Source organism: Stenotrophomonas acidaminiphila (assembly GCF_001431595.1).
Lineage (GTDB): Bacteria > Pseudomonadota > Gammaproteobacteria > Xanthomonadales > Xanthomonadaceae > Stenotrophomonas > Stenotrophomonas acidaminiphila.
Genome location: NZ_LDJO01000026.1, coordinates 78,320 through 99,365 on the forward strand (window position 1 = coordinate 78,320; position 21,046 = coordinate 99,365).

The 21,046-nt window shown below is 70.9% G+C and carries 26 protein-coding genes and 1 pseudogene; 18 read left to right on the forward strand and 9 right to left on the reverse strand.

The features are described 5' to 3' along the window. Positions 1-42: 42 nt before the first annotated feature. From ABB33_RS08645 to rluD, 3 genes and pseudogenes are all read right to left on the reverse strand, one after another. Positions 43-567, reverse strand: a pseudogene (locus tag ABB33_RS08645) (DUF4166 domain-containing protein); the annotation flags it as partial. After that, positions 564-1,343 carry a peptidoglycan editing factor PgeF gene (gene pgeF / locus ABB33_RS08650; protein WP_056931858.1) on the reverse strand — a complete coding sequence of 260 codons (780 nt, stop codon included), beginning with the start codon at positions 1,341-1,343 and terminating at the stop codon, positions 564-566. The gene pgeF and the pseudogene ABB33_RS08645, both read right to left, overlap by 4 nt. 3 nt (positions 1,344-1,346) lie before the next feature. Continuing rightward, on the reverse strand, positions 1,347-2,330 hold the full coding sequence (rluD, locus tag ABB33_RS08655) for a 23S rRNA pseudouridine(1911/1915/1917) synthase RluD (RefSeq protein ID WP_056931859.1): 984 nt from the start codon (positions 2,328-2,330) through the stop codon (positions 1,347-1,349). 111 nt (positions 2,331-2,441) lie between these two features. Between rluD and ABB33_RS08660 the strand changes: the two genes are divergently transcribed. Continuing rightward, positions 2,442-3,326: an outer membrane protein assembly factor BamD gene (locus tag ABB33_RS08660; RefSeq protein ID WP_054663804.1), complete on the forward strand. Its 885-nt coding sequence runs from the start codon at positions 2,442-2,444 to the stop codon at positions 3,324-3,326. Positions 3,327-3,641: 315 nt separating this feature from the next. Here ABB33_RS08660 and ABB33_RS08665 read toward each other — a convergent pair whose 3' ends face one another. Genes ABB33_RS08665 through ABB33_RS08675 form a run of 3 tightly spaced genes read right to left on the reverse strand, consistent with a single transcriptional unit; the run spans position 3,642 to position 5,494 of the window. Then, a complete protein-coding gene (locus tag ABB33_RS08665; protein ID WP_054663800.1) occupies positions 3,642-3,962 on the reverse strand; it encodes a hypothetical protein in 321 nt (106 codons plus the stop codon). Continuing rightward, on the reverse strand, positions 3,959-5,230 hold the full coding sequence (gene murA / locus ABB33_RS08670; RefSeq protein WP_056931860.1) for a UDP-N-acetylglucosamine 1-carboxyvinyltransferase: 1,272 nt from the start codon (positions 5,228-5,230) through the stop codon (positions 3,959-3,961). The genes ABB33_RS08665 and murA overlap by 4 nt, the downstream gene beginning before the upstream one ends. Before the next feature lie 33 nt (positions 5,231-5,263). Then, the gene (locus ABB33_RS08675) at positions 5,264-5,494 is read right to left on the reverse strand and encodes a BolA family protein (protein WP_054663793.1); all 231 of its coding nucleotides are present in this window, start codon (positions 5,492-5,494) and stop codon (positions 5,264-5,266) included. 52 nt (positions 5,495-5,546) lie between these two features. Between ABB33_RS08675 and ABB33_RS08680 the strand changes: the two genes are divergently transcribed. The 16 genes from ABB33_RS08680 (at position 5,547) to ABB33_RS08755 (ending at position 18,295) form a co-directional block, all read left to right on the forward strand. Continuing rightward, positions 5,547-6,548, forward strand: coding sequence for a KpsF/GutQ family sugar-phosphate isomerase (locus ABB33_RS08680; protein WP_056931861.1), 1,002 nt, complete (start codon positions 5,547-5,549; stop codon positions 6,546-6,548). A gap of 63 nt (positions 6,549-6,611) precedes the next feature. Further along, the gene (locus tag ABB33_RS08685; protein ID WP_054663788.1) at positions 6,612-7,160 is read left to right on the forward strand and encodes a KdsC family phosphatase; all 549 of its coding nucleotides are present in this window, start codon (positions 6,612-6,614) and stop codon (positions 7,158-7,160) included. Then, entirely contained in the window at positions 7,157-7,732 is a 576-nt protein-coding gene (gene lptC / locus ABB33_RS08690; protein WP_054663785.1) for an LPS export ABC transporter periplasmic protein LptC, read from the forward strand. The genes ABB33_RS08685 and lptC overlap by 4 nt, the downstream gene beginning before the upstream one ends. Next, entirely contained in the window at positions 7,701-8,249 is a 549-nt protein-coding gene (gene lptA, locus ABB33_RS08695; protein ID WP_152985020.1) for a lipopolysaccharide transport periplasmic protein LptA, read from the forward strand. The genes lptC and lptA overlap by 32 nt, the downstream gene beginning before the upstream one ends. Next, entirely contained in the window at positions 8,249-8,968 is a 720-nt protein-coding gene (gene lptB, locus ABB33_RS08700; protein WP_056931862.1) for an LPS export ABC transporter ATP-binding protein, read from the forward strand. Before lptA ends, lptB begins: the two co-directional genes overlap by 1 nt. 42 nt (positions 8,969-9,010) lie before the next feature. Beyond that, on the forward strand, positions 9,011-10,429 hold the full coding sequence (locus tag ABB33_RS08705; RefSeq protein ID WP_056931863.1) for an RNA polymerase factor sigma-54: 1,419 nt from the start codon (positions 9,011-9,013) through the stop codon (positions 10,427-10,429). 58 nt (positions 10,430-10,487) lie between these two features. Next, positions 10,488-10,802, forward strand: a complete 315-nt coding sequence (hpf, locus tag ABB33_RS08710) for a ribosome hibernation-promoting factor, HPF/YfiA family (protein ID WP_054663771.1) — start codon at positions 10,488-10,490, stop codon at positions 10,800-10,802. Between the two features lie 24 nt (positions 10,803-10,826). After that, entirely contained in the window at positions 10,827-11,279 is a 453-nt protein-coding gene (locus ABB33_RS08715) for a PTS sugar transporter subunit IIA (protein WP_054663768.1), read from the forward strand. Then, complete coding sequence (gene hprK, locus ABB33_RS08720; protein ID WP_054663764.1) at positions 11,276-12,226, forward strand: HPr(Ser) kinase/phosphatase; 951 nt, start codon at positions 11,276-11,278, stop codon at positions 12,224-12,226. Before ABB33_RS08715 ends, hprK begins: the two co-directional genes overlap by 4 nt. Then, positions 12,223-13,101 (forward strand): RNase adapter RapZ, encoded by an 879-nt coding sequence (gene rapZ / locus ABB33_RS08725; RefSeq protein ID WP_054663761.1) that lies wholly within the window; start codon positions 12,223-12,225, stop codon positions 13,099-13,101. Before hprK ends, rapZ begins: the two co-directional genes overlap by 4 nt. 65 nt (positions 13,102-13,166) lie before the next feature. Next, on the forward strand, positions 13,167-13,559 hold the full coding sequence (locus ABB33_RS08730) for a PTS sugar transporter subunit IIA (protein WP_054663758.1): 393 nt from the start codon (positions 13,167-13,169) through the stop codon (positions 13,557-13,559). Further along, positions 13,552-13,821 carry an HPr family phosphocarrier protein gene (locus ABB33_RS08735; protein ID WP_054663755.1) on the forward strand — a complete coding sequence of 90 codons (270 nt, stop codon included), beginning with the start codon at positions 13,552-13,554 and terminating at the stop codon, positions 13,819-13,821. The genes ABB33_RS08730 and ABB33_RS08735 overlap by 8 nt, the downstream gene beginning before the upstream one ends. A 55-nt stretch (positions 13,822-13,876) precedes the next feature. Continuing rightward, positions 13,877-15,601, forward strand: coding sequence for a phosphoenolpyruvate--protein phosphotransferase (gene ptsP, locus ABB33_RS08740; protein WP_056931864.1), 1,725 nt, complete (start codon positions 13,877-13,879; stop codon positions 15,599-15,601). Positions 15,602-15,729: 128 nt separating this feature from the next. After that, on the forward strand, positions 15,730-17,091 hold the full coding sequence (gene mgtE, locus ABB33_RS08745) for a magnesium transporter (RefSeq protein ID WP_054663749.1): 1,362 nt from the start codon (positions 15,730-15,732) through the stop codon (positions 17,089-17,091). Between the two features lie 69 nt (positions 17,092-17,160). Continuing rightward, on the forward strand, positions 17,161-17,427 hold the full coding sequence (locus tag ABB33_RS08750; RefSeq protein ID WP_054663746.1) for a hypothetical protein: 267 nt from the start codon (positions 17,161-17,163) through the stop codon (positions 17,425-17,427). A 67-nt stretch (positions 17,428-17,494) separates the two neighbouring features. Then, positions 17,495-18,295, forward strand: a complete 801-nt coding sequence (locus tag ABB33_RS08755; RefSeq protein WP_056931865.1) for a carboxylesterase family protein — start codon at positions 17,495-17,497, stop codon at positions 18,293-18,295. A 33-nt stretch (positions 18,296-18,328) separates the two neighbouring features. Here ABB33_RS08755 and ABB33_RS08760 read toward each other — a convergent pair whose 3' ends face one another. The 3 genes from ABB33_RS08760 to ABB33_RS08770 are packed head-to-tail and all read right to left on the reverse strand — an operon-like array spanning position 18,329 to position 20,321. Then, on the reverse strand, positions 18,329-19,279 hold the full coding sequence (locus ABB33_RS08760; protein WP_056931866.1) for an aspartate carbamoyltransferase catalytic subunit: 951 nt from the start codon (positions 19,277-19,279) through the stop codon (positions 18,329-18,331). Positions 19,280-19,294: 15 nt separating this feature from the next. Next, positions 19,295-19,762, reverse strand: a complete 468-nt coding sequence (gene ruvX, locus ABB33_RS08765; protein ID WP_054663737.1) for a Holliday junction resolvase RuvX — start codon at positions 19,760-19,762, stop codon at positions 19,295-19,297. Then, a complete protein-coding gene (locus tag ABB33_RS08770; RefSeq protein WP_054663734.1) occupies positions 19,755-20,321 on the reverse strand; it encodes a YqgE/AlgH family protein in 567 nt (188 codons plus the stop codon). Before ABB33_RS08770 ends, ruvX begins: the two co-directional genes overlap by 8 nt. 98 nt (positions 20,322-20,419) lie before the next feature. Here ABB33_RS08770 and ABB33_RS08775 point away from each other — a divergent pair, with 98 nt between their 5' ends. After that, positions 20,420-20,965, forward strand: a complete 546-nt coding sequence (locus tag ABB33_RS08775; RefSeq protein ID WP_056931867.1) for a DNA-3-methyladenine glycosylase I — start codon at positions 20,420-20,422, stop codon at positions 20,963-20,965. Positions 20,966-21,046: the final 81 nt, after the last annotated feature.

A 21,046-nucleotide genomic window follows, 5' to 3' on the forward strand; every position in this document is an offset into this window, starting at 1 on the left:
GCCGCTGACGGGGACGTCCGGTTCTGCCTCCCGGTTCTCGATCGGCAGCAGCCAGCCTTCGTAGCGGATCAGCGGCCCGATCAGCGGCATCGCCACGTCCACCAGGAACGCATAGCGGTCGCCGTCCGCGCGCTCGCGGCAGCGCATCCGCGCGAACCAGCGGGCGGGCAGCGGCACGATGCCGAAGGCCCAGGCACGCTCGGCGCGCCAGTGGATCTCACCGTCCACGGCTTCCAGCGCGAAGCGGAAGCGCACCGCGCCCAGGCGTTCGCACAGGCGTCCCTGCCGCACCCACAGCCGCGAGGCCATGCGCGCGTCGCCGAACCGGCGGTCCCAGCGCTCGCCGGCGCCATCGACCACGAACTCGACCGTCACCGGCACCGCTTCCGCATCCGGCGGTAGCCGCGCCAGCCAGGCACAGGGCGCCACCAGCCAATGGCGGCCGCGGCGCACGCGTGCCTGGCCGCCCCAGCGCTGCCGGCGCGGCACCGAATGCAGCGCGCGCAGTACCGGCGGCAGCTGCGCGAACGCGGTGCCAAGCACCCGCTCGAACAGCGGCCGGTTCACCGCGCCATCCACACCAGCGTGGCCATGCGTCCACTGCGACGATCGCGGCGGTGCGAGAACCAGCGCGCGGGATCGGCGATGGTGCACTGGTCGCCGCCGTGGATCGCCGCCGCGTCCATGCCCGCGGCCTGCAGCCGTTGCCGCGCCAACGCGTACAGGTCCACCCGCCAGTGGCCGGGCCGGGTGCCGGTGAATGCCGCTTCGGCAGCGGCCGAATGCGCCAGGAAGGCATCGCGCACGTCGGCACCGATCTCGTAGTGGGCCGGCCCGGCGGCGGGGCCGAGCCAGGCGATGACATCGGACGCCGGGGACCGCATCGCTGCGAGCGTGGCCTCCAGCATGCCGTCGGCCAGCCCGCGCCACCCGGCGTGGGCGGCGGCCACTTCGTCGCCCGCGCGGCTGGCGAACACCACCGGCAGGCAGTCGGCGGTGAGGATCGCCAGGACCACGCCGGGCACCGCGGTCACCGCGGCATCGGCCACCGGCTCGCCATCGGCGGCCTGCGCCACGGCAGGCGCGTCAAAGCGCAGTACGCCGGTGCCATGCACCTGGCGCAGCCAGTGCGGCGCCGAGGGCAGGCCTGCCAGCCGCTGCAGGTCATCGCGGTTGCGCTGTACCTGCGGCGGGTCGTCGCCTTCGGCCGAGCTGCGGTTGCCCAGGTTGAAACTGTCGAACGGCGGCTGCGAGCCACCCGCGCCGTGGCGCAGCGTGGTGAACGCGCGTACGCCCGGGGGGGCCGGCCAGGCCGCCGGCAGCAGCGGCAACGCGGCGGCCATGGTTCAGCGCCGCTCGCGTTCGGCGAACAGGATGCTGTCCTCGCGCAGCGCCTTCATCAGCGCCAGCATGTCGACCGGCACCGGCGCGCTGTTGCGGATCGCCTCGCCGGTGATCGGGTGCGTGAATTCCAGCGTCTCGGCGTGCAGCGCCTGGCGCCTGAAGCCGCGCAGCTGCGAAACCAGTTCGTCGGTGGCGCCCTTGGGCAGCTTCAGCGCGCCGCCGTAGAGCGGGTCGCCGATGATCGGGTGCTTCAGGTGCGCCATGTGCACGCGGATCTGGTGGGTACGGCCGGTTTCCAGCCGGCATTCCAGCGCGGTATGGGCGCGGAAGCGCTCGCGCAGGCGGTAATGGGTGACCGCATCGCGGCCGTCCTCGCGCACGGCCATGCGCAGGCGGTCGCGCGGGTGGCGGTCGATCGGCGCATCAGCGGTGCCGCCGGACACCAGCGCCCCGCTCACCACGGCCAGGTACTGGCGGTGCACCTCGCGCGCGGACAACTGCTCCACCAGCGCGGTCTGCGCCTGCAGGGTGCGGGCCACGACCATCACCCCGCTGGTGTCCTTGTCCAGCCGGTGGACCACGCCGGCGCGCGGCACCGACGCCAGCGACGGGTCGCGGAACAGCAGCGCGTTGACCAGGGTACCGGTGGGGTTGCCGGCCCCGGGGTGGACCACCAGCCCGGCCGGCTTGTCGATCACGAAGACATGCTCGTCCTCGTACAGGACCGACAGCGGGATGTCTTCGGGGATGGCGTCGGTCTCGGTGTCCAGCGTCGCGTTCAGGATGGCCAGCTCGCCACCGCGCACCGGGTCGCGCGGACGGGCCGGGACGCCGTCGAGCAGCGCCGCCCCGGACTTGATCCATTCGCTCAGGCGGGAACGGGAGAATTCGGGGAACAGCTCGGCCAGCACCGCGTCGAAACGGCGGCCGGCGGCGGCGTCGGGCACCCGCGCCTGGCGGGAAGGAAGGGAAGCGTTGTCGGACATGGCAGGGGTATCGGCGGAATTCGGGGGGTCCCGGCGACAGGAATCAGTCGCAGGACAGGCCACTAGGCTATCATCGCCCCTTCGTATTCCTGCCGCGTCCCGCCCCGACCCATGATCCGACGCTCCCCGCTGCTGTCCGCTCCCGTCCGCATCACCGCCCTGCTGCTGGTGCTGGTCTTCGCCGCCACCGGCTGCCATCGCGGCGCCAAGGGCAAGAACGCCGACGAGGGCATGCCGGTCGAGACGCTCTACGAAAAGAGCCACAGGTTGATGGAGGGCGGCAACTGGTCCGGCGCCGAAGCCAGCTTCAGGCGGCTGATCGCCCAGTACCCGTACGGCCCGTACACCGAGCAGGCGATGATCGAAAGCGCCTATGCCCAGTACAAGGCCGGCAAGAACGACGACGCGGTATCCAGCATCGACCGCTTCATCCGCACCTACCCGACCCACCGCAACATCGCCTACCTGTACTACCTGCGCGGGCTGGCCAATGGCAACAGCGACACCGTGTTCCTGCGCCGGGTGTGGTCGCTGGACTCCAGCCGCCGCGACCTGTCCACGCCGCGCCAGGCCTACGCCGATTTCAACATCGTCACCGAGCGCTACCCGAACAGCCGCTACGCCGCCGACGCGCGCCAGCGCATGATCGAGCTGCGCGACGTGTTCGCCCAGCACGAGATGGACAACGCCCTGTACTACGCCCGCCGCGGCGCCTGGGTCTCGGCCGCCGGCCGCGCCACCTACCTGCTGGAAACCTACCCGCAGAGCGCCTTCCAGAACGATGCGGTGGCCCTGCTCGGCGAGTCCTACGTCCACCTGGGCAACAAGACCCTGGCCGACGACGCCCGCCGCGTGCTCGAACTCAACGAGCCCAACCATCCGTGGCTGCAGGGCGAATGGCCGAAGTACCCGTGGATCGCGCGCAAGCTCAACCCGTTCGCCGGCGAGAAGTCCGCCGCCACCGGCCAGCGCAACGCGCGGATGAACCGCAAGTAATCCGCGCCGGCCACGGCCGGGTCGCACGCACGACGCCCCGCAAGGGGCGTTTTGCGTTCCTGGGCAAGGCGAATGCCCGCGCCGGCGCCCTCGACGGCACCGGGTGCGCAGGCCGCCAGGGGCGCGCCGGGCAACGCCCGGTGCGCGGTTGCGGAGTCGGGAAAGCGATTGTGAAAGCCCCCGGCACGCTGCGCCACGGGTTGCCGGGCGCGGCCGGCATGGGCTGCGGCGGGCGCCCGGCACCGGGTTCGCGGGGCGGCGCCAGGCCCTGCCTGGCACGCCGCGTCGCGGCGCAGTGCGCCGCAACAGGGTCGGTTACGGCTTGGCGGCAGCCGCGTCGTCGGCCTTGAACACGGTCCTGCAGTCGCGGCGGAACTCCTCGCCGGTGCTGCGCCAGGCGAAGCTGCGGCAGTGGCGGTTGCCTTCCTGGGTATCGGCCACCTTCACCGCGTAGAACGCCTGGAAGAACTCGTCGCGGCTGACCTGGCCGTCGCCGTTCCAGTCCATCTGCTCCTTCTCCACGCCGCGGGTGATGGCGATGCCGGCGTACCAGGCCCAGCCGAGCCAGCCCAGCGCCAGCAGCACCAGCACCAGCAGCGCGCGGCGGCGCGGGGTGAATCTGCCGCGCAGGATCATGACACCCGCCGGATGCGGGCTCCGAGCGCACCGAGCTTTTCCTCGATGTTCTCGTAGCCGCGGTCCAGGTGGTAAATGCGGTCGATGGTGGTATCGCCATCGGCCACCAGCCCGGCGAGGATCAGGCTGGCCGACGCGCGCAGGTCGGTGGCCATCACCGGCGCCCCGCTCAGCCGCTCGACACCGCGGGAGATGGCGGTATGGCCCTCGACCTGGATGTCCGCGCCCAGGCGCAGCAGCTCGTTGACGTGCATGAACCGGTTTTCGAAGATCGTCTCGTTGATCACGCCCACCCCGTCGGCGACGCAGTTGAGTGCCATGAACTGCGCCTGCATGTCGGTCGGGAACGCGGGGTACGGTGCGGTGGTCAGGTTGACCGCCCTGGGCCGCCTGCCCTGCATGTCCAGGGTGATGGTGTCCTCGGTGGTCTCGATCTTCGCGCCGGCCTCGACAAGCTTGGCCAGCACCGCGTCGAGCGTATCCGGGCGGGCGTTGCGCATCACCACGCGGCCGCCGGTCATCGCCGCGGCGACCAGGAAGGTGCCGGTCTCGATGCGGTCCGGCAGCACCGCGTGGCGGCCGCCGTCCAGGCGCTCGACGCCCTCGATCACCAGCCGCGCGGTACCCAGCCCCTCGATCTTCGCGCCCAGCGCGATCAGGCAGTGCGCCAGGTCGGTGACTTCCGGCTCCATCGCCGCGTTTTCCAGCACCGTGGTGCCTTCGGCCAGCACCGCGGCCATCAGCACGTTCTCGGTACCGGTGACACTGACCATGTCGAAGGTGAAGCGACCGCCCTTCAGGCGCTCCGCGCGTGCCTTGATGAAGCCGTTCTCGACGGTGATTTCAGCGCCCAGCGCCTGCAGCCCCTTGATGTGCTGGTCCACCGGGCGCGAACCGATCGCGCAGCCGCCGGGCAGCGACACCTCCGCCGCGCCGTACTTGGCCAGCAGCGGGCCGAGCACCAGGATCGAGGCGCGCATCGTCTTGACCAGTTCATACGGCGCCACGTGCTGGTTGACGCTGCGCGGGTCGACGACGATCGCGCTGCCGCGCGACAGGGTGCCCTGGTCGATGGTGACCTTGGCGCCCAGCTCGCCGAGCAGCTTCACCGTGGTGATCACGTCGTGCAGGTGCGGCACGTTGGTGATCTCCACCGGCGCATCGGCCAGCAGGGTCGCGCAGAGGATCGGCAGGACGGCGTTCTTGGCGCCGGAGACATTGACTTCACCGTTCAGCACGTTGCCGCCGGTGACCACGATTTTCGCCATGTGTATGAGGCCAGTAGGTGGGAGGGGGCCGGCTCAGCCGGCTTCGCCGGGAGTGACGGTTTTCAGGGCCAGCGCATGGATCGCACCGCCCATCAGGTCGCCCAGCGTCGCATAGACCATGCGGTGGCGGGCCAGCGGCAGCTTGCCGGCAAAGGCCTCGCAGACCACGGTGGCCTCGAAGTGCACGCCGTCATCGCCGCTCACCTGGGCGCGGGCGCCCGGCAGGCCGGCTTCGATCAGGTTCTGGATGGTCTCGGCGTCCAAGTCGCTTTCCTAATAAAATGAACGCCCATTCTACTCCCCAAGTGGCGCCCGCATGGCTGCTTCCCCCCTTTCGCCGGACTCGCTGCACGACGCCGACCTGATCGCCAGCGGCCGCCGCGTCTTCGAGATCGAGCGCGCCGAACTGGACCGGGTCGGCGGCCGCATCGGCACCGAGTTCGCCGCCGCCTGCCGGCTGATCCTGGGCTCGAGCGGCCGCGTGGTCGCCACCGGCATGGGCAAATCCGGGCACATCGCGCGCAAGATCGCCGCCACCCTGGCCTCCACCGGCACCCCGGCGTTCTACGTGCACCCGGGCGAGGCCGGCCATGGCGACCTGGGCATGATCACCGCCGACGACGTGGTGCTGGCGCTGTCCTACTCCGGCGAGTCGGACGAAGTGCTGATGCTGCTGCCGGTGCTCAAGCGCCAGGGCAACCCGCTGATCGCCATGACCGGCCGGCCGCAGTCCAGCCTGGCCAGCGCCGCCGACATCCACCTGGACGTGAACGTGGACCACGAGGCCTGCCCGCTGGCGCTGGCGCCGACCTCCAGCACCACCACCTCGCTGGCCATGGGCGACGCCCTGGCCGTGGCCCTGCTCGACGCGCGCGGCTTCACCGCCGACGACTTCGCCCGCTCGCACCCGGCCGGCAGCCTCGGCCGGCGCCTGCTGCTGCACATCACCGACGTGATGCACAGCGGCGCCGACCTGCCCAGCGTGCGCGAGGACGCCAGCCTCAGCGAGGCGCTGATGGAGATGAGCCGCAAGCGGCTGGGCATGACCGCCGTGGTCGACGCCGGTGGCCGCCTGGTCGGCCTGTTCACCGACGGCGACCTGCGCCGCGCCCTGGACACCGACCTGGACGTGCGCACCGCCGGCATCGCCCAGGTGATGACCCGCGCACCGCGTACCATCGGCGCCGACCAGCTGGCGGTGGAAGCGGCGCGCATGCTGGAGCAGTACAAGATCAACGGGCTGATCGTGGTCGACGGCGAAGGCCGCGCCGTCGGCGCCCTGAACATTCATGACCTGTTGCGGGCAAAAGTGGTTTAAAAGCCCGCACAATCACGCTTCCGGGCCCGATGGCCCGCCCCGCCGCAACGGATCGCCCGCACCATGTCCTGGTCTCCCCTCGCCCACTTTCCCGCCGAACTGCATGCCGTCGCCGCCACCATCCGGCTGGCGTGCTTCGACGTGGATGGGACCCTGACCGACGGGCGCCTGTACTACGACCACGCCGGCAACGAGAGCAAGGCGTTCTTCGTGCAGGACGGCCTGGGCCTGAAGCTGCTGCAGAAGCACGGCATCCACCCGGTGCTGATCACCGCGCGCAACAGCCTGTCGGCGCAGCGGCGCGGTGCCGACCTGGGCATCGACACCCAGATCGCGGTCGGCGACAAGCTGGCCAGCGTGCGCGCGCTGTGCGGGCGCTTCGGCATCGGCCTGGAGCAGGTGGCGTTCATGGGCGACGACCTGCCCGACCTGGCCCCGCTGTGCGCGGTCGGGCTGGCGGTCGCGCCAGCCAACGCGCACCCGCTGATCGCCGGGCGCGTGCACTGGCAGACCCGCGCCGAGGGCGGCCGCGGCGCCGCACGCGAACTGTGCGACGTGCTGCTGGCGCTGCAGGGCCGGCTCGACGCGGTCGTGGCGGAGTACGCGCGATGAACTGGCGCATGGTCATCGGCATCGGCCTGCTGCTGGCGGCGCTGGCCAGCGGCTGGTCGGCATGGCGGCAGCGTGGGACCCACGCGCCGTCGGGCGCTTCGCAGGTACGCACCGATTACGTGCTGGGCGATTTCGAGATCGTCACCCTCGACAAGGACGGCAAGGAGGCGGCCACGCTGCGCGCGCCGTCCATGGAGCGCAACGCCGCCGACCAGACCTCGACCATCGTCCGGCCGCTGTTCCTGCTGCCCGACGCCGAGGGCCGGCACTGGCAGCTGCGCGCGGACACCGGCTGGGTCAGCCCCAAGGGCGAGGAGCTGCGCCTGCGCGGCAATGTCGCCGGCGACAGCCCGCAGGACGGCAGCACCCCGCCGACGACGTTCCGTACCACCGCGCTGGACGTGTTCCCCGAACGCAGCCTGGCCCGTACCGCCGAACCCGTCACCATGGCCCGCCCGGGCCTGCGGCAGAGCGGCGTCGGCTTCGAGGCCGACCTGAAATCCCGGCAGTATTCCCTCCTTTCCCAGGTCAAGACCCGTTATGAACCCAATGCTGCCCGCCAGGCTCGCTGAGCTCGCCAAGTTCGCGCCGACCGTCCTGCTCGCCGCCGCGCTCGTTCCCGGCGTGGCCGCGGCCAGGGAATCGGACCGCAACCAGCCCATGGACATCGTCGCCGACAACAGTGGCGGCAACCTGGCCGGCGGCAACGGCAAGTACCGTTTCAGCGGCAACGTGGTCATCGTCCAGGGCACGCTGGAGATCCATGCCGACACCGCCGACGTGATCCAGAAGAACGGCGAGACCGAACGCGTCGTGCTTGCCGGCAAGCAGGCCACGCTCAAGCAGCAGATGGACGATGGCACCTGGATGAACGCCCGCGCCGACAACATGGACTACAACGTCAACAGCGAGGTGATCATCCTGACCGGCAACTACAAGGTCGACTCCGAGCGTGGCTCCAACGCCGGCCAGCGCATGGTCTACAACACCCGCAGCGGCGACATGCAGAGCGGCGGCGATGGTACCCGCGTGCGTACCGTGATCCAGCCCAAGAACAAGGCGCCGGCCGCGGCGGGAGAGAAGAAGTAATGCTCGTCGCCGAAGGCCTGCGCAAGCGCTACAAGAACCGCGAGGTCGTGCGTGAGTTCGGCCTGTCGCTGGATGCCGGCGAGGTGGTCGGCCTGCTCGGCCCCAACGGTGCCGGCAAGACCACCTGCTTCTACATGATCGTGGGGCTGGTCGAGAGCGACGCCGGCCGCATCGTGCTCGACGGCCGCGACATCACCGGCGAGCCGATGTACGCGCGCGCCAAGCTGGGGGTCGGCTACCTGCCGCAGGAACCGTCGGTGTTCCGCAAGCTCAGCGTGGCCGACAACATCCGCCTGGTGCTGGAACTGCGCGAGGACCTGGACGCCGGTGGCCGCGAGCGCGAACTGTCGGCCTTGCTCGACGAACTGCAGATCAGCCACGTCGCCGACCAGGCCGGCGCCAGCCTGTCCGGCGGCGAGCGCCGCCGCTGCGAGATCGCCCGCGCGCTGGCCGCCAAGCCGCGCCTGATCCTGCTTGACGAACCCTTCGCCGGCGTCGACCCGATCTCGGTCGGCGAGATCCAGCGCATCGTCACCCACCTCAAGCAGCGCGGCATCGGCGTGCTGATCACCGACCACAACGTCCGCGAGACCTTGGGAATCTGCGACCGCGCGTATATCCTCAACGAGGGCAGCGTGCTGGCGCAGGGAGCGCCGGACGAACTGCTGTCAAACACCGACGTCCGCCGCGTCTACCTTGGAGACAGCTTCACGCTCTGATCCAGCCGCGGCAGGCCGGTCCTCCTTCTGCCTGGAACCGGGATGAAAGCACGGCTGCAGACATCGCTTGGACAGCAGCTGGTCATGACGCCGCAGCTGCGCCAGGCCATCCGCCTGCTGCAGATGTCCAGCACCGAGCTGGAACTGGAACTTGCCGAGGCGGTGGAGAGCAACCCGCTGCTGGAATGGGCCGACGAGGCCGCCCCGGGCGAGCCGGCCGGCGAAGCGGACGCATCCCCTGCGGCGGCCGATGCCGCCGACGGCCGCGCCGACGAGGGCATGGAATGGCCCGGCGAAGGCGAGCAGTGGAGCGGCGGCCAGGGCGGCTCGTTCGACGACAACGACGGTGACGCCAGCGAGCGCGTCGCCGAAGCCGACACCCTCGCCGACCACCTGCTGTGGCAGCTGCACCTGTCCCACCTGGGCGCACGCGACCGCGCCATCGGCGTCGCCCTGATCGACGCGCTGGACGAGGACGGCTACCTGCGCGAACCGCTGGCATCCATCGCCGAAACGCTGCGCCCGGACATCGCTGCCGGCGAGGACGAGATCCTCACCGTGCTGCACCGGATCCAGCGCTTCGATCCGGCCGGCGTCGGCGCCCGTGGCCTGGGCGAATGCCTGGCGCTGCAGCTCGACACCCTGCCCGCCGCCACGCCGGGCCTGTGCCTGGCCCGGCAGATCGCCGCGGGACCACTGGAACGCCTGCCGCGGGCCGGCATCCCCGGCATCGCCGCCGAACTGCGGCAACCGGCCGAGGCCGTCGAACAGGCGGTGCAGCTGCTGCGCACGCTGGACCCGCGCCCGGGCCGGCAGCTGGGCGAAGTGTCCTCGGACACCTATGTCGTTCCCGACTGCGTGGTCTGGCGCCAGCGCGGCGTCTGGAAGGCCGCCCTTGCCAGCCATGCCGGCCCGCGGGTGGTGATCCACCGCGGCTACGAGCAGCTGATCCGCCGCTGCGGCGATGCCGACGCCAGCTACCTGCGCGGCCAGCTGCAGGAGGCGCGCTGGCTGCTCAAGGGCCTGGAAGCGCGCGGCGAGACCCTGCTGCGCGTAGTCAACAGCCTGCTGCACCACCAGGCCGGGTTCCTCGAGTTCGGCGCCCAGGCGCTGCGACCGCTGACCCTGCGCGAGATCGCCGCCGAGCTGGACCTGCACGAATCCACCATCTCCCGCACCATCGCCCGCAAGCACGTGCGCACGCCGCGCGGCACCCTGCCGCTGCGCGCGTTCTTCGCCTCGGGCATCGATACCGATGGCGGCGGCGAGGCCTCCAGCACCGCGATCCAGTCGATGATCCGGCGCCTGATCGAGTCCGAGAACCCGCGCAAGCCGCTTTCTGACGCCAAGCTGGCCGACATGCTCAAGAGCAGCGGAATACCGGTGGCGCGCCGCACCGTGGCGAAGTATCGTGAAGCCATGAACATCTCCGCCTCCCACGAACGCGTACGCCTTGTCTGAAACGTTCGCGGCGGGCGGCAGGGTTCATTGGCAACCAAAGAACCACAGGAGGCATCCGATGCGTATCGAAACGTTTGGTAAAGACGTGGAAGTCACCCCCGCCCTGAAGGAGTACGTGGAGACCAAGCTGCAACGGCTGGGCAAGCACTTCGACCAGCACTGTGAAGTCAGGGTGACCCTGTCGCTGCAGAAGAACGAGCACCATGTCGATGCCAGCGCCAATCTCCCCGGCCAGACCCTGCACGCCGAGGCCGGTGGCCAGACCATGTACGCGGCGATCGACGTGCTGGCCGACAAGCTGGACAGGCTGGTGATCAAGCACAAGGAAAAGCATCTGCCACACGCCTCCCATGCACTGCGCGACAATGGCTGACATCCGCCACCGTCCGTTGCAGTCATGCCCCTGAATGACCTGATGGCGGCCGTGAGTACCCGGGTACTCGCGGCCGCCGACCGCGACAGCGCCCTGCGCGCCGCCGCCAGCCTGCTTGCCTGCCGCGAAGCCGGCGCCGACAGCATCTTCCGCAGCCTGTGCGACCGCGAGAACGTCGGCAGTACCGCCATCGGCCATGGCATCGCCATCCCGCATGGCCGCTCCCCCACCCTGCAACACCCGCGCGGCGCCTTCCTGCGGCTGCTGCAACCCATCGATTTCGGCGGCGCCGAACCGGTCGACCTGGTGTTCGCCATGGCGGTGCCCGAGCACTACACCCACCAGCACCTGATGCTGCTGTCCGAGCTGGCGGAGATCTTCTCCGACGCCCACGTCCGCGATGCCCTGCGCGCGGCCAACGACGGCAGCGCGCTGAAGCAGATCCTCGACCATCCGCAGCGGATCCGTCCCTCATGAATACCCGCATCACCGCCCGCGAACTGTTCGACCAGCAGCGCGAGAAGCTGGACCTGCGCTGGGCCGCGGGCCAGGCCGGCGGCAACCGCGAACTGGACGCCGGCGACACCGTCGCGCGGCGCCCGTCGCTGGCCGGCTACCTCAACACCATCTACCCGAACAAGGTGCAGATCCTCGGCACCGAGGAACTGGCCTGGCTGGACTCGCTGGACTCGCGCCAGCGCTGGGAAGTGATCGAGCGCATCATCCAGGCGCGGCCACTGGCGCTGGTCATCACCAAGAGCCACGGCTGCCCGGAGGACCTGCGCGCGGCCGCCGACGAATCGCAGACCCCGCTGTGGGTGTCGCCGCGGCGCGGCCACGAGCTGCTCAACCACCTGTCCTACCACCTGGCGCGCACGCTGGCGCCGCGGATCATCCTGCACGGCGTGTTCATGGAGATATATTCCATCGGCGTGCTGATCACCGGCGAGGCCGGCTCGGGCAAGAGCGAACTGGCGCTGGAGCTGCTCAGCCGCGGCCACCGGCTGGTGGCCGACGACGCGCCCGAGTTCACCCAGATCGCGCCGGACGTGCTCGACGGCACCTGCCCGGAACTGCTGCAGGACCTGCTGGAAGTGCGCGGACTGGGCGTGCTCAACGTGCGCCAGATGTTCGGTGACACGTCTGTAAAGAAGAACAAGTACCTTCGGCTCATCGTCCACCTGACCAAACCGATGACCGAACCCGGCAGCTACGGCTACGAACGCCTCACCGGCGACTCCGGCAAGCGCCACGTGCTCGACCTGGACGTGCCGCTGATCACCCTGCCGGTGATGCCCGGCCGCAACCTGGCGGTGCTGACCGAGGCGGCCACGCGCCTGCACATCCTGCGCACCAAGGGCATCGACCCGGCGGCGATGTTCATCGCCCGCCACAGCAACCTGCTGGAGCAACGCACCCCATGAACGCCACGCCGGCCCCGTTGCTGGTCATCGTCAGCGGCCTGTCCGGTTCGGGCAAGTCGGTGGCGCTCAAGACCTTCGAGGACCTGGACTACTACTGTTCGGACAACATCCCGGTGGACCTGCTGCCGGAGTTCGTGCGCGGCGTGCTCGGCGAACGCACCGACGACCGGCCGCGGCGCCTGGCGCTGGGCATCGACGTGCGCGGCCGCAGCGACCTGAGCCAGCTCGCCAACTGGCGGCAGCGGGCGCGCGACCACGACATCGATGCGACCCTGCTGTTCTTCGAGGCCGACGACGACACCCTGCTGGCGCGGTTCGCCGACACCCGGCGGCGGCATCCGCTCAGCCAGCTCGGCCTGTCCCTGCCCGAGGCCATCGTCCGCGAGCGCGAACTGACCGCGCCGCTGCGCCGCGAGGCCAACGCCGTCATCGACACCAGCCGGCTCAACGTGCACCAGCTGCGGCGCAAGCTGATCACAGAATACGCGCTCGGCCACGGCAGTGGCCTGTCGCTGCTGTTCGAGTCCTTCGCCTACAAGCGCGGGGTCCCGGCCGAGGCCGATTTCGTGTTCGACGCCCGGGTGCTGCCCAACCCGCACTGGGACCCGGAACTGCGCTCGCTGACCGGCCGCGACCGCGAGGTCCGCGAATACCTGGACGCGCAGCCGGAGGTGATGCGCTACGCGGCCCAGCTCGAGGACCTGCTCGATACCTGGCTGCCCAAGCTGGGCAACGATACCCGCAGCTACGTGACCGTCGCCTTCGGCTGCACCGGCGGCAAGCACCGCTCGGTGTACCTGGCCGAGCGCCTGGCCCGGCATGCGCGCGCGCAGGGCTGGCCGGACGTGGCCACCTTCCACCGCGAACAGGACTGAATGGTGCGCGCAGGGCGCGATCCAGGCGCTATCGCGGACTGCACCCGACCTGTTAACGTTCAGTAATGACCTGCGGCATTCTTCTCGTGACCCATCCCGGCGTCGGCTCTTCCCTGCTGGAAGTCGCCACCCGCCTGCTGCGCCAGCTTCCACTCGACGCCGAGGCCTTCGAGGTCCCGTTCGACGCGGACCTGGACGCGCAGCTGCCACTGGCGTCGGCGGCCATGCGCCGGGTCGAGGGCCCGGACGGCGTGCTGGTGCTGACCGACCTGTACGGGGCCAGCCCGAGCAACCTGGCAGCGCGGCTGGCGCGGCTGGGGACGCCGGTGCGGCGGGTGTCGGCGCTGAGCCTGCCGATGCTGCTGCGGGTGATGAATTATCCGGAACAGGGACTGGACCAACTGCCCGCCACCGCCGCGGCGGGCGCCCGAAATGGAGCCATCATCGACGATGCTTGAACGCGAACTCACCGTATCCAACCGCCTGGGGCTGCATGCCCGCGCGACCGCCAAGCTGGTGCAGCTGCTGTCCGGCTTCCGCGCCAATGCCACGCTGGTGGCCAAGGGCCGCGAGGTCAACGCCAAGAGCATCATGGGCGTGATGCTGCTGGCCGCCGGCCAGGGCACGCCGGTCACGGTGCGGGTACAGGGCGAGGACGAGGCCGACGCGATGGCGGCGGTCGTGGATCTGTTCGAGCGCCGTTTCGACGAGGACAGCTGATGGCGGCGGACGCGGCGTCGGTTCCCGTCCGCACCACGCCGGGAGGCGTGGCGGCATGACCGCGCTGCGCCTGCATGGCCATGGCGCATCGCGCGGCAGCGCGCTCGGGCGCGCCCGCGTGCGCCTGCCGCATGCGCAGGAAGTCACCGAGAAGCGCATTGCCGCCAGCGCCGTGGAGGCCGAACTGCAGCGCCTGCACCAGGCCATCGAATCGGCCCGCGCGGAAATGCGCGAGCTGCGCCAGCGCCTGCAGGGCGCGCTGCCGGCCGAGGTCGGCGAGTTCCTCGACCTGCACGCCATGCTGCTGGACGACCCCGAACTGCTGCTGGCGCTGGACGAACTCATCCGCAGCCAGCGCTACAGCGCGGCCTATGCCCTGCGCCTGCAGCGCGACACCCTGGCGCAGGTGTTCGAGGGCATGGAGGACGACTACCTGCGCAGCCGGCTGGACGACCTGGACCACGTCATCGGCCGCATCAACGCATTCCTGCACAAGCGCCCGACCGGCATGAAGGGCCTAGCGGGCGAAATCCTGGTGTGCGAGAACGTCGCCCCCTCGGAGCTGGCGCAGCTGCAGTCGCAGGGCGTGGTCGGCATCGTCACCAGCGCCGGCAGCCCGCTGTCGCACAGCGCCATCCTCGCGCGCAGCCTGCACCTGCCGCTGGTGGTCGGGGCCAGCGGCGTGCTGCACCGGATCAACGACGGCGACGTGCTGATCCTGGACGGCGGCAGCGGCGAAGTGGTGCTGGAACCGGCTGCCGACGACCTGCGCCAGTACCGCCAGCGCCTGCGCGAGCTGGCGCGCGAACAGCGCGAGCTCGGCCACCTGCGCTCCAAGCCGAGCCGCACCCTGGACGGGGTGGACATCACCCTGCTGGCCAACGCCGAATCGCGCGAGGACGTGGCCCACGCACACACCCTGGGCGCGCACGGGCTGGGCCTGTACCGCACCGAGTTCCTGTTCCTGCAGCGCAACGGCCTGCCCGACGAGGAGGAACAGTTCCATCACTACCGCGACGCCGTGCTCGGCATGAGCGGCCGGCCGGTGACCATCCGCATCCTCGACCTGGGCGCGGACAAGGCCGATCGCAGCGGGCTGGTGCTGGGCCGCGAGGAAAACCCGGCGCTGGGCCTGCGCGGCATCCGCCTGCTGCTGGCGCATCCGAAGGTCGCCGACACCCAGCTGCGCGCGCTGCTGCGCGCGTCCGGCTACGGGCCGGTGCGCATCCTGGTGCCGATGGTCAGCACCCGCGAGGAGATCCTCGCGCTCAAGCGGCGCATGACCCGGCAGGTGGCGGCGCTGCGCGAGGAAGGCCACGTGCTGGCCGAGCACGTGCCGGTCGGCGCGATGATCGAGGTGCCGGCCGCGGCCATCGCCCTGCCGACCTTCATCGACCAGGTCGATTTCCTCTCGGTCGGCACCAATGACCTGGTGCAGTACCTGCTGGCGGCCGACCGCAACAACGAGGCGGTGGGCGAGCTGTATTCGCCGCTGCACCCGGCAGTGCTGCAGTTGCTGGCGCAGGTGATCGGCACCGCGCGCGCGCATGCCACGCCGCTGTCGGTGTGCGGCGAGATCGCCGGCGACCCGCGCATGACGCCGCTGCTGCTGGCCCTGGGCCTGACCGAGTTCAGCCTGCACCCGGCGACCCTGCTGGAAGTGCGCCGGGCGATCCGCGACTGCAACCATGGCGAACTGCGCGCGCGCGCCGGCAAGCTGCTGCAGGCACGCGACCGCCGCGGCATCGAGCGCTGGCTCGCGGGCGCCTGCCCCCCCTGAACGCTGGCGCCCGGACGCCGCGCATCCACGCAGAGGGTGTGCACTGAAACACCGGCGCGTGATAATGACGCGCCCGACACCTTCCTTGCCGCATCCTGCATCGCGGCCCTCCCGTTCCCGGAGTCCCGATGGCCGAAGCCGTACGCCACGACAAGACCGCGCGCCAGCTGCGCATGCTTTCCGACGCGCTGGACAGTGGCCGGCTGGGGCCGGTGCGGCGGCTGGTCAACACGCTGGCGCCGGCGGAGATCGGCAACCTGCTCGAATCGCTGCCGCCGGGCAAGCGCGAGGTGGTGTGGGGCCTGGTCGACCAGGAAGACGACGGCGAGGTGCTGGTCCACGTCGGCGAGGAAGTGCGTGAAAGCCTGCTGGCCGACATGGACCCGGACGAGATCATCGCCGCGGTCGAAGACCTGGACATCGATGACCTGGCCGACCTGGTCGAGGACCTGCCCGACACGGTCATCGACGAAGTGCTCAAGTCGATGGACCGCGAGAACCGCGAGCGGCTGGAGCAGGTGCTGTCCTACCCGGAGGACACCGCCGGGCGCCTGATGAACCCCGACGTGGTCACCGTGCGCGCGGACGTCAACATCGACGTGGTGCTGCGCTACCTGCGACTGCGCGGCGAACTGCCCGACCACACCGACTACCTGTACGTGGTCAGCCGCCGCCACCAGTACCTGGGCCGGGTGTCGCTGGCCTCGCTGGTCACCCACGAGGACAGCACACCGATCAACCGCCTGGTCGACGACGAACAACCGGCCATCGACGTGGGCGAGAGCGCCGACGAGGTCGCGCGGCAGTTCTCCGACCATGACTGGGTGTCGGCACCGGTGGTGGACGACAACAACATCCTGATCGGGCGCATCACCATCGACGACGTGGTGGACATCATCCGTGCCCAGGCCGAGCACCAGGCGCTGGGCGCGGCCGGCCTGGACGAGGACGAAGACCTGTTCAGCCCGGTCTGGCGCGCCATGCGGCGGCGCCTGGTGTGGCTGTTCGTCAACCTGTGCACGGCGTTCGTCGCCGCCAACGTGGTCGGCCAGTTCGAAGGCACCATCGACAAGCTGGTGGCGCTGGCGGTGCTGATGCCGATGGTCGCCGGCCTCGGCGGCAACGCCGGCACCCAGGTGCTGGCGCTGATGGTGCGCGGCCTGGCGCTGGGCCAGGTGGGCGCCTCCAACGTGAAGGCGCTGCTGTGGAAGGAACTGCGCGTGGCCCTGCTCAACGGCCTGCTGATGGGCGCGGTGCTGGGGCTGATCGTGCTGGTCTGGTTCCACAACCCCGGCTTGTCGCTGGTGATCTTCATCGCCCTGACCTGCAACCTGCTGCTGGCGGCGTCGGCCGGGGTACTGATCCCGATGACGCTCAAGCGGCTGGGGTTCGACCCGGCCCTGGCCAGCGGCATCTTCCTGACCGCCATCACCGACTCGATGGGTTTCTTCACCTTCCTCGGCCTGGCCACCCTGGTGCTGCTGCGCTGAGCCGCGCACCCGCGATCACGGCCGGCACTGCGGCCGGCCCTCACGTGCCCCCTACGCCGGACACCCCCGATGACCACCACCCTCAGCGACTACTACCAGCCCGGATGGCGCGACCATCGCCACACCTGCCCCGCCTGCGAATGGCAGGGCAGCTCCCGGCAGATGGAGCTGGAACTGCACGACGAGCAGAGCGAGTACGCCTGCCCGCAATGCGAGTTCCCGTTGCTGGTGGTGCTGCACCCGGACCTGCCGCAGGTCCAGGCCGCCGCCGCGGCCGGCAATGCCGAGGCCGCCGGACAGCTGGCCATCCTGGCCAGCGCGCCACGCCGCGGATGATGCGGCGCACCGGGCACCGGCCTGCCATCACCGCTACGATGCCGGCATCCCCGGCGCGGAACGTCCCATGGCCTTGCCCCGTCTGCATCACCTTGCCCTGCTCGTGCTGATGGCCGTCGCTGGCGGCTGCGCCTCGCTTGCCGGCAGCGGCGACGGCCGGTTCGTCGCCCGCAGCGTCGAGCTCGATGGCGTGCGCATGCCCTACCAGGTATTCGTCCCGGCGGCGTCGGCGCGCGGGACCGGTGCGCTGCCGGTGGTGCTGTTCCTGCACGGCTCGGGCGAACGCGGCGACGACGGCAGGCGCCAGACCGAAGTCGGGCTGGGCCCCTACCTGCGCGCCCATGCGGCGGATTTCCCCGCGCTGGCGGTGCTGCCGCAGGTGGCCAGGGACGAGGAGTGGAGCGGACGCAACGCGCGCCTGGCGGTCGCTGCGCTCGATGCGGCGATCCGCGAGTTCGGAGCCGACCGCGGGCGCCAGTACCTGACCGGCATGTCGATGGGCGGCTACGGCAGCTGGAACATCGCCCTGGCCGACCCGGGGCGCTTCGCCGCGCTGGTACCGGTATGCGGCGCGGTGCGCCCTCCGCGCGCCGAACGGCCGGGCCTGCGGGTCGAGGCCGTCGCCGCGGAGGCCGACCCCTACCAGGCCATGGCCCTGCGCCTGAAGGACACCCCGGTCTGGATCTTCCATGGCGCGCGCGACGACGTGGTGCGGCCGGACGACGACCGCCGGCTGCATGCAGCCTTCCAGCAGGCCGACGCGCGCGATGTGCGTTACACCGAGTACCCGCAGGGCAACCACAACGCCTGGGACGCCACCTACGCCGACCCGGCGATGTGGCAGTGGCTGTTCGCGCAGCGCCGGTAACGCCAGCCGCGGGCCGGCGCCGCGACGCGCCGCTCAGCCCAGCAGGGTTTCCAGCACCGCCATGCGCACGGCCACGCCGTTGGCGACCTGGCGCAGCACCCACGACTGCGGACCGTCGGCCACTTCGTCGGTGACTTCCACGCCGCGGTTGATCGGGCCCGGATGCAGGACCGCCGCGTCGCTGGCGGCACGCCGCAGGCGCGTGGCGGTGAGGCCGTACTCGGCGTGGTACTGCTCCAGCGACGGCACCAGGCCTTCTTCCATGCGCTCGCGCTGCAGGCGCAGCATCATCAGCGCGTCGGCACCTTCGAGCATGGCATCGAAGTCCTGGCCGACCACGCAGCCGCGCAGCGTGTCTTCGTCCGGCAACAGCGACTGCGGGCCGCAGACGCGGATTTCGCCGACGCCCAGCGTGTGCAGCGCATGCAGGTCGGTGCGCGCCACGCGCGAGTGCTTCACGTCGCCGACGATCAGCACCTTCAGTTTCGAGAAGTCCGGGCCCTTGGCCTGGCGCAGGGTCAGCATGTCCAGCAGGCCCTGGGTCGGATGCGCGCTGCGGCCGTCGCCGGCGTTGACCAGCGCGGTGCCCTCGCCCGCGGCGGCGGCCAGCTCGGCCACCGCGCCGTCGTCGGGATGGCGCACCACGAAGCCGCGCACGCCCATCGCCTCCAGGTTGCGCAGCGTGTCGCAGGCGGTCTCGCCCTTGCGCGTGGACGAGGTGGAGGCGTCGAAGTTCAGCACGTCCGCGCCCAGCCGCTGCGCGGCCAGCTGGAACGAACTGCGGGTGCGGGTGGACGGTTCGAAGAACAGCGTGCACACCGCGGTGCCGGCCAGCACCCCGCGCTTGTTGCCGACACGGCCCACCGCCGCGTCGCGGATCTGCCCGGCGCGGTCCAGCAGCTGCAGCAGGTGTTCGCGCGGCAGCCCCTCCAGGGTCAGCAGGTGGCGCAGGCGTCCGTCGGCATCGAGTTGGGAGGCGGTCATGGCAGGTCTTGGGGGTCAGGAAACGGGAGTGGCGTCGCCGGGGGCGGACAGCCAGCGTTCGATGATGACCGCGGCGGCGACCGCGTCCAGGTTGGCGGCGTCGCGACGGCGCTTGCGGCCCTCGGCGCGCTCGGTGGCGAAGCGTCGCGCGGCCTCCACCGAACTGGAGCGCTCGTCCACCAGCAGCACCGGCAGCCGGTAGCGCTGCAGCAGCTGCCGGGCGAAGGCCTGCGCGCGCTTGCGGTTGGGCTGGTCGTCGCCGTCCAGGGTCAGCGGGTCGCCGACGATCAGGCCATGCGGGCGCCATTCGCGCTGCAGCCGGTCGAGCGCGGGCCAGTCGGGGCCGTCGCCGCGCACCTCGACCACCGCCAGGGCACGTGCGCCCACGCTGTAGGCGCTGCCGATGGCCACGCCGATGCGGCGCGATCCGACGTCGAAGCCCAGCACGGTGCTGTCGGCCGAAAGCGGCGCCGGATCAGGCATGGCCGCTGTACCCGGCCAGGCGGAACAGGTCCACGCCGATGCGCGAGGCGGCCAGTTGCCAGCGCTCGTCCAGCGGCGCGTCGAACAGCACCACCGGGTCGGCCGGCACGGTCAGCCAGCTGTCCTCGGCCAGTTCCTGCTCCAGCTGCCCGGCACCCCAGCCGGCGCAGCCCAGGGTGACCAGCGCATTGCGCGGGCCATCGCCACGGGCCATGGCCTCGAGGATGTCGCGCGAGGTCGTCAGGTACAGGCCCTGGCCCACCGCCAGGCTGGAATCCCAGTCGCGGGCATCGTCGTGGATGACGAAACCGCGCCCGGTGTGCACCGGGCCGCCATTGAGCACCGGCACGGCGCGCAGGCGCTCGTCGCCGGTGTCGATCTCCATCTGCGAGAGCACTTCGCCGAGGGTGTATTCCGAGGGCTGGTTGACCACTACGCCCATGGCGCCGTTGTCGTCGTGCTGGCAGATCAGCGCGACGCTGCGCGCGAATGCCGAATCGGTCAGCGAGGGCAAGGCGACCAGCAGGTGATTGGCCAGATTGTCGAAGTGCGTGGACATGGCCGCATTCTACCGTCAGCCACGCGGCCGCGCCCGGAGCGCGCCGCCGGCGCAGGCATGCACGCCTATACTGGCCCGCCCAGGGTCCATCGCCGCCCATGAGCGCCTATTGCGACATCGCGCCCGGTCATCCGGTCCACGCCCACTACCACGCCCGCGAGTACGGATTCCCGCAGCGTGCGGAGCAGGAACTGTTCGAGCGCCTGCTGCTGGAGATCAACCAGGCCGGGCTGAGCTGGGAAACCATCCTGCGCAAGCGCGAGGGTTTCCGCCGCGCCTACCACGGCTTCGACGTGGATGTCGTGGCGGCCTACGGCGAGGCAGACATCGCCCGCCTGCTGGGTGATGCCGGCATCATCCGCAACCGGCTCAAGGTGCTGGCCGCCATCCACAATGCCGGGGTGATCCGCGCCCTGCGCGACTCGCACGGCGGCTTCGCGCAGTGGCTGGACGCGCACCACCCGCGGCCCAAAGCCGACTGGGTGAAGCTGTTCAAGAGGACGTTCCGCTTCACCGGCGGCGAGATCACCGGCGAATTCCTGATGAGCCTGGGCTACCTGCCCGGCGCGCACCGCGATGACTGCCCGGTGATGGCCGACATCCGCGCGGCGTCGCCGCCGTGGCTGGGCGGCGCCGGCGGCTGATTGCGCCAGGCGCCGGCCGGCGCCGTTCCGCCGTGGCGCCAGGCCCCGGCCCGGGCGCCTGGCGCACACCTGCCGCGCCTG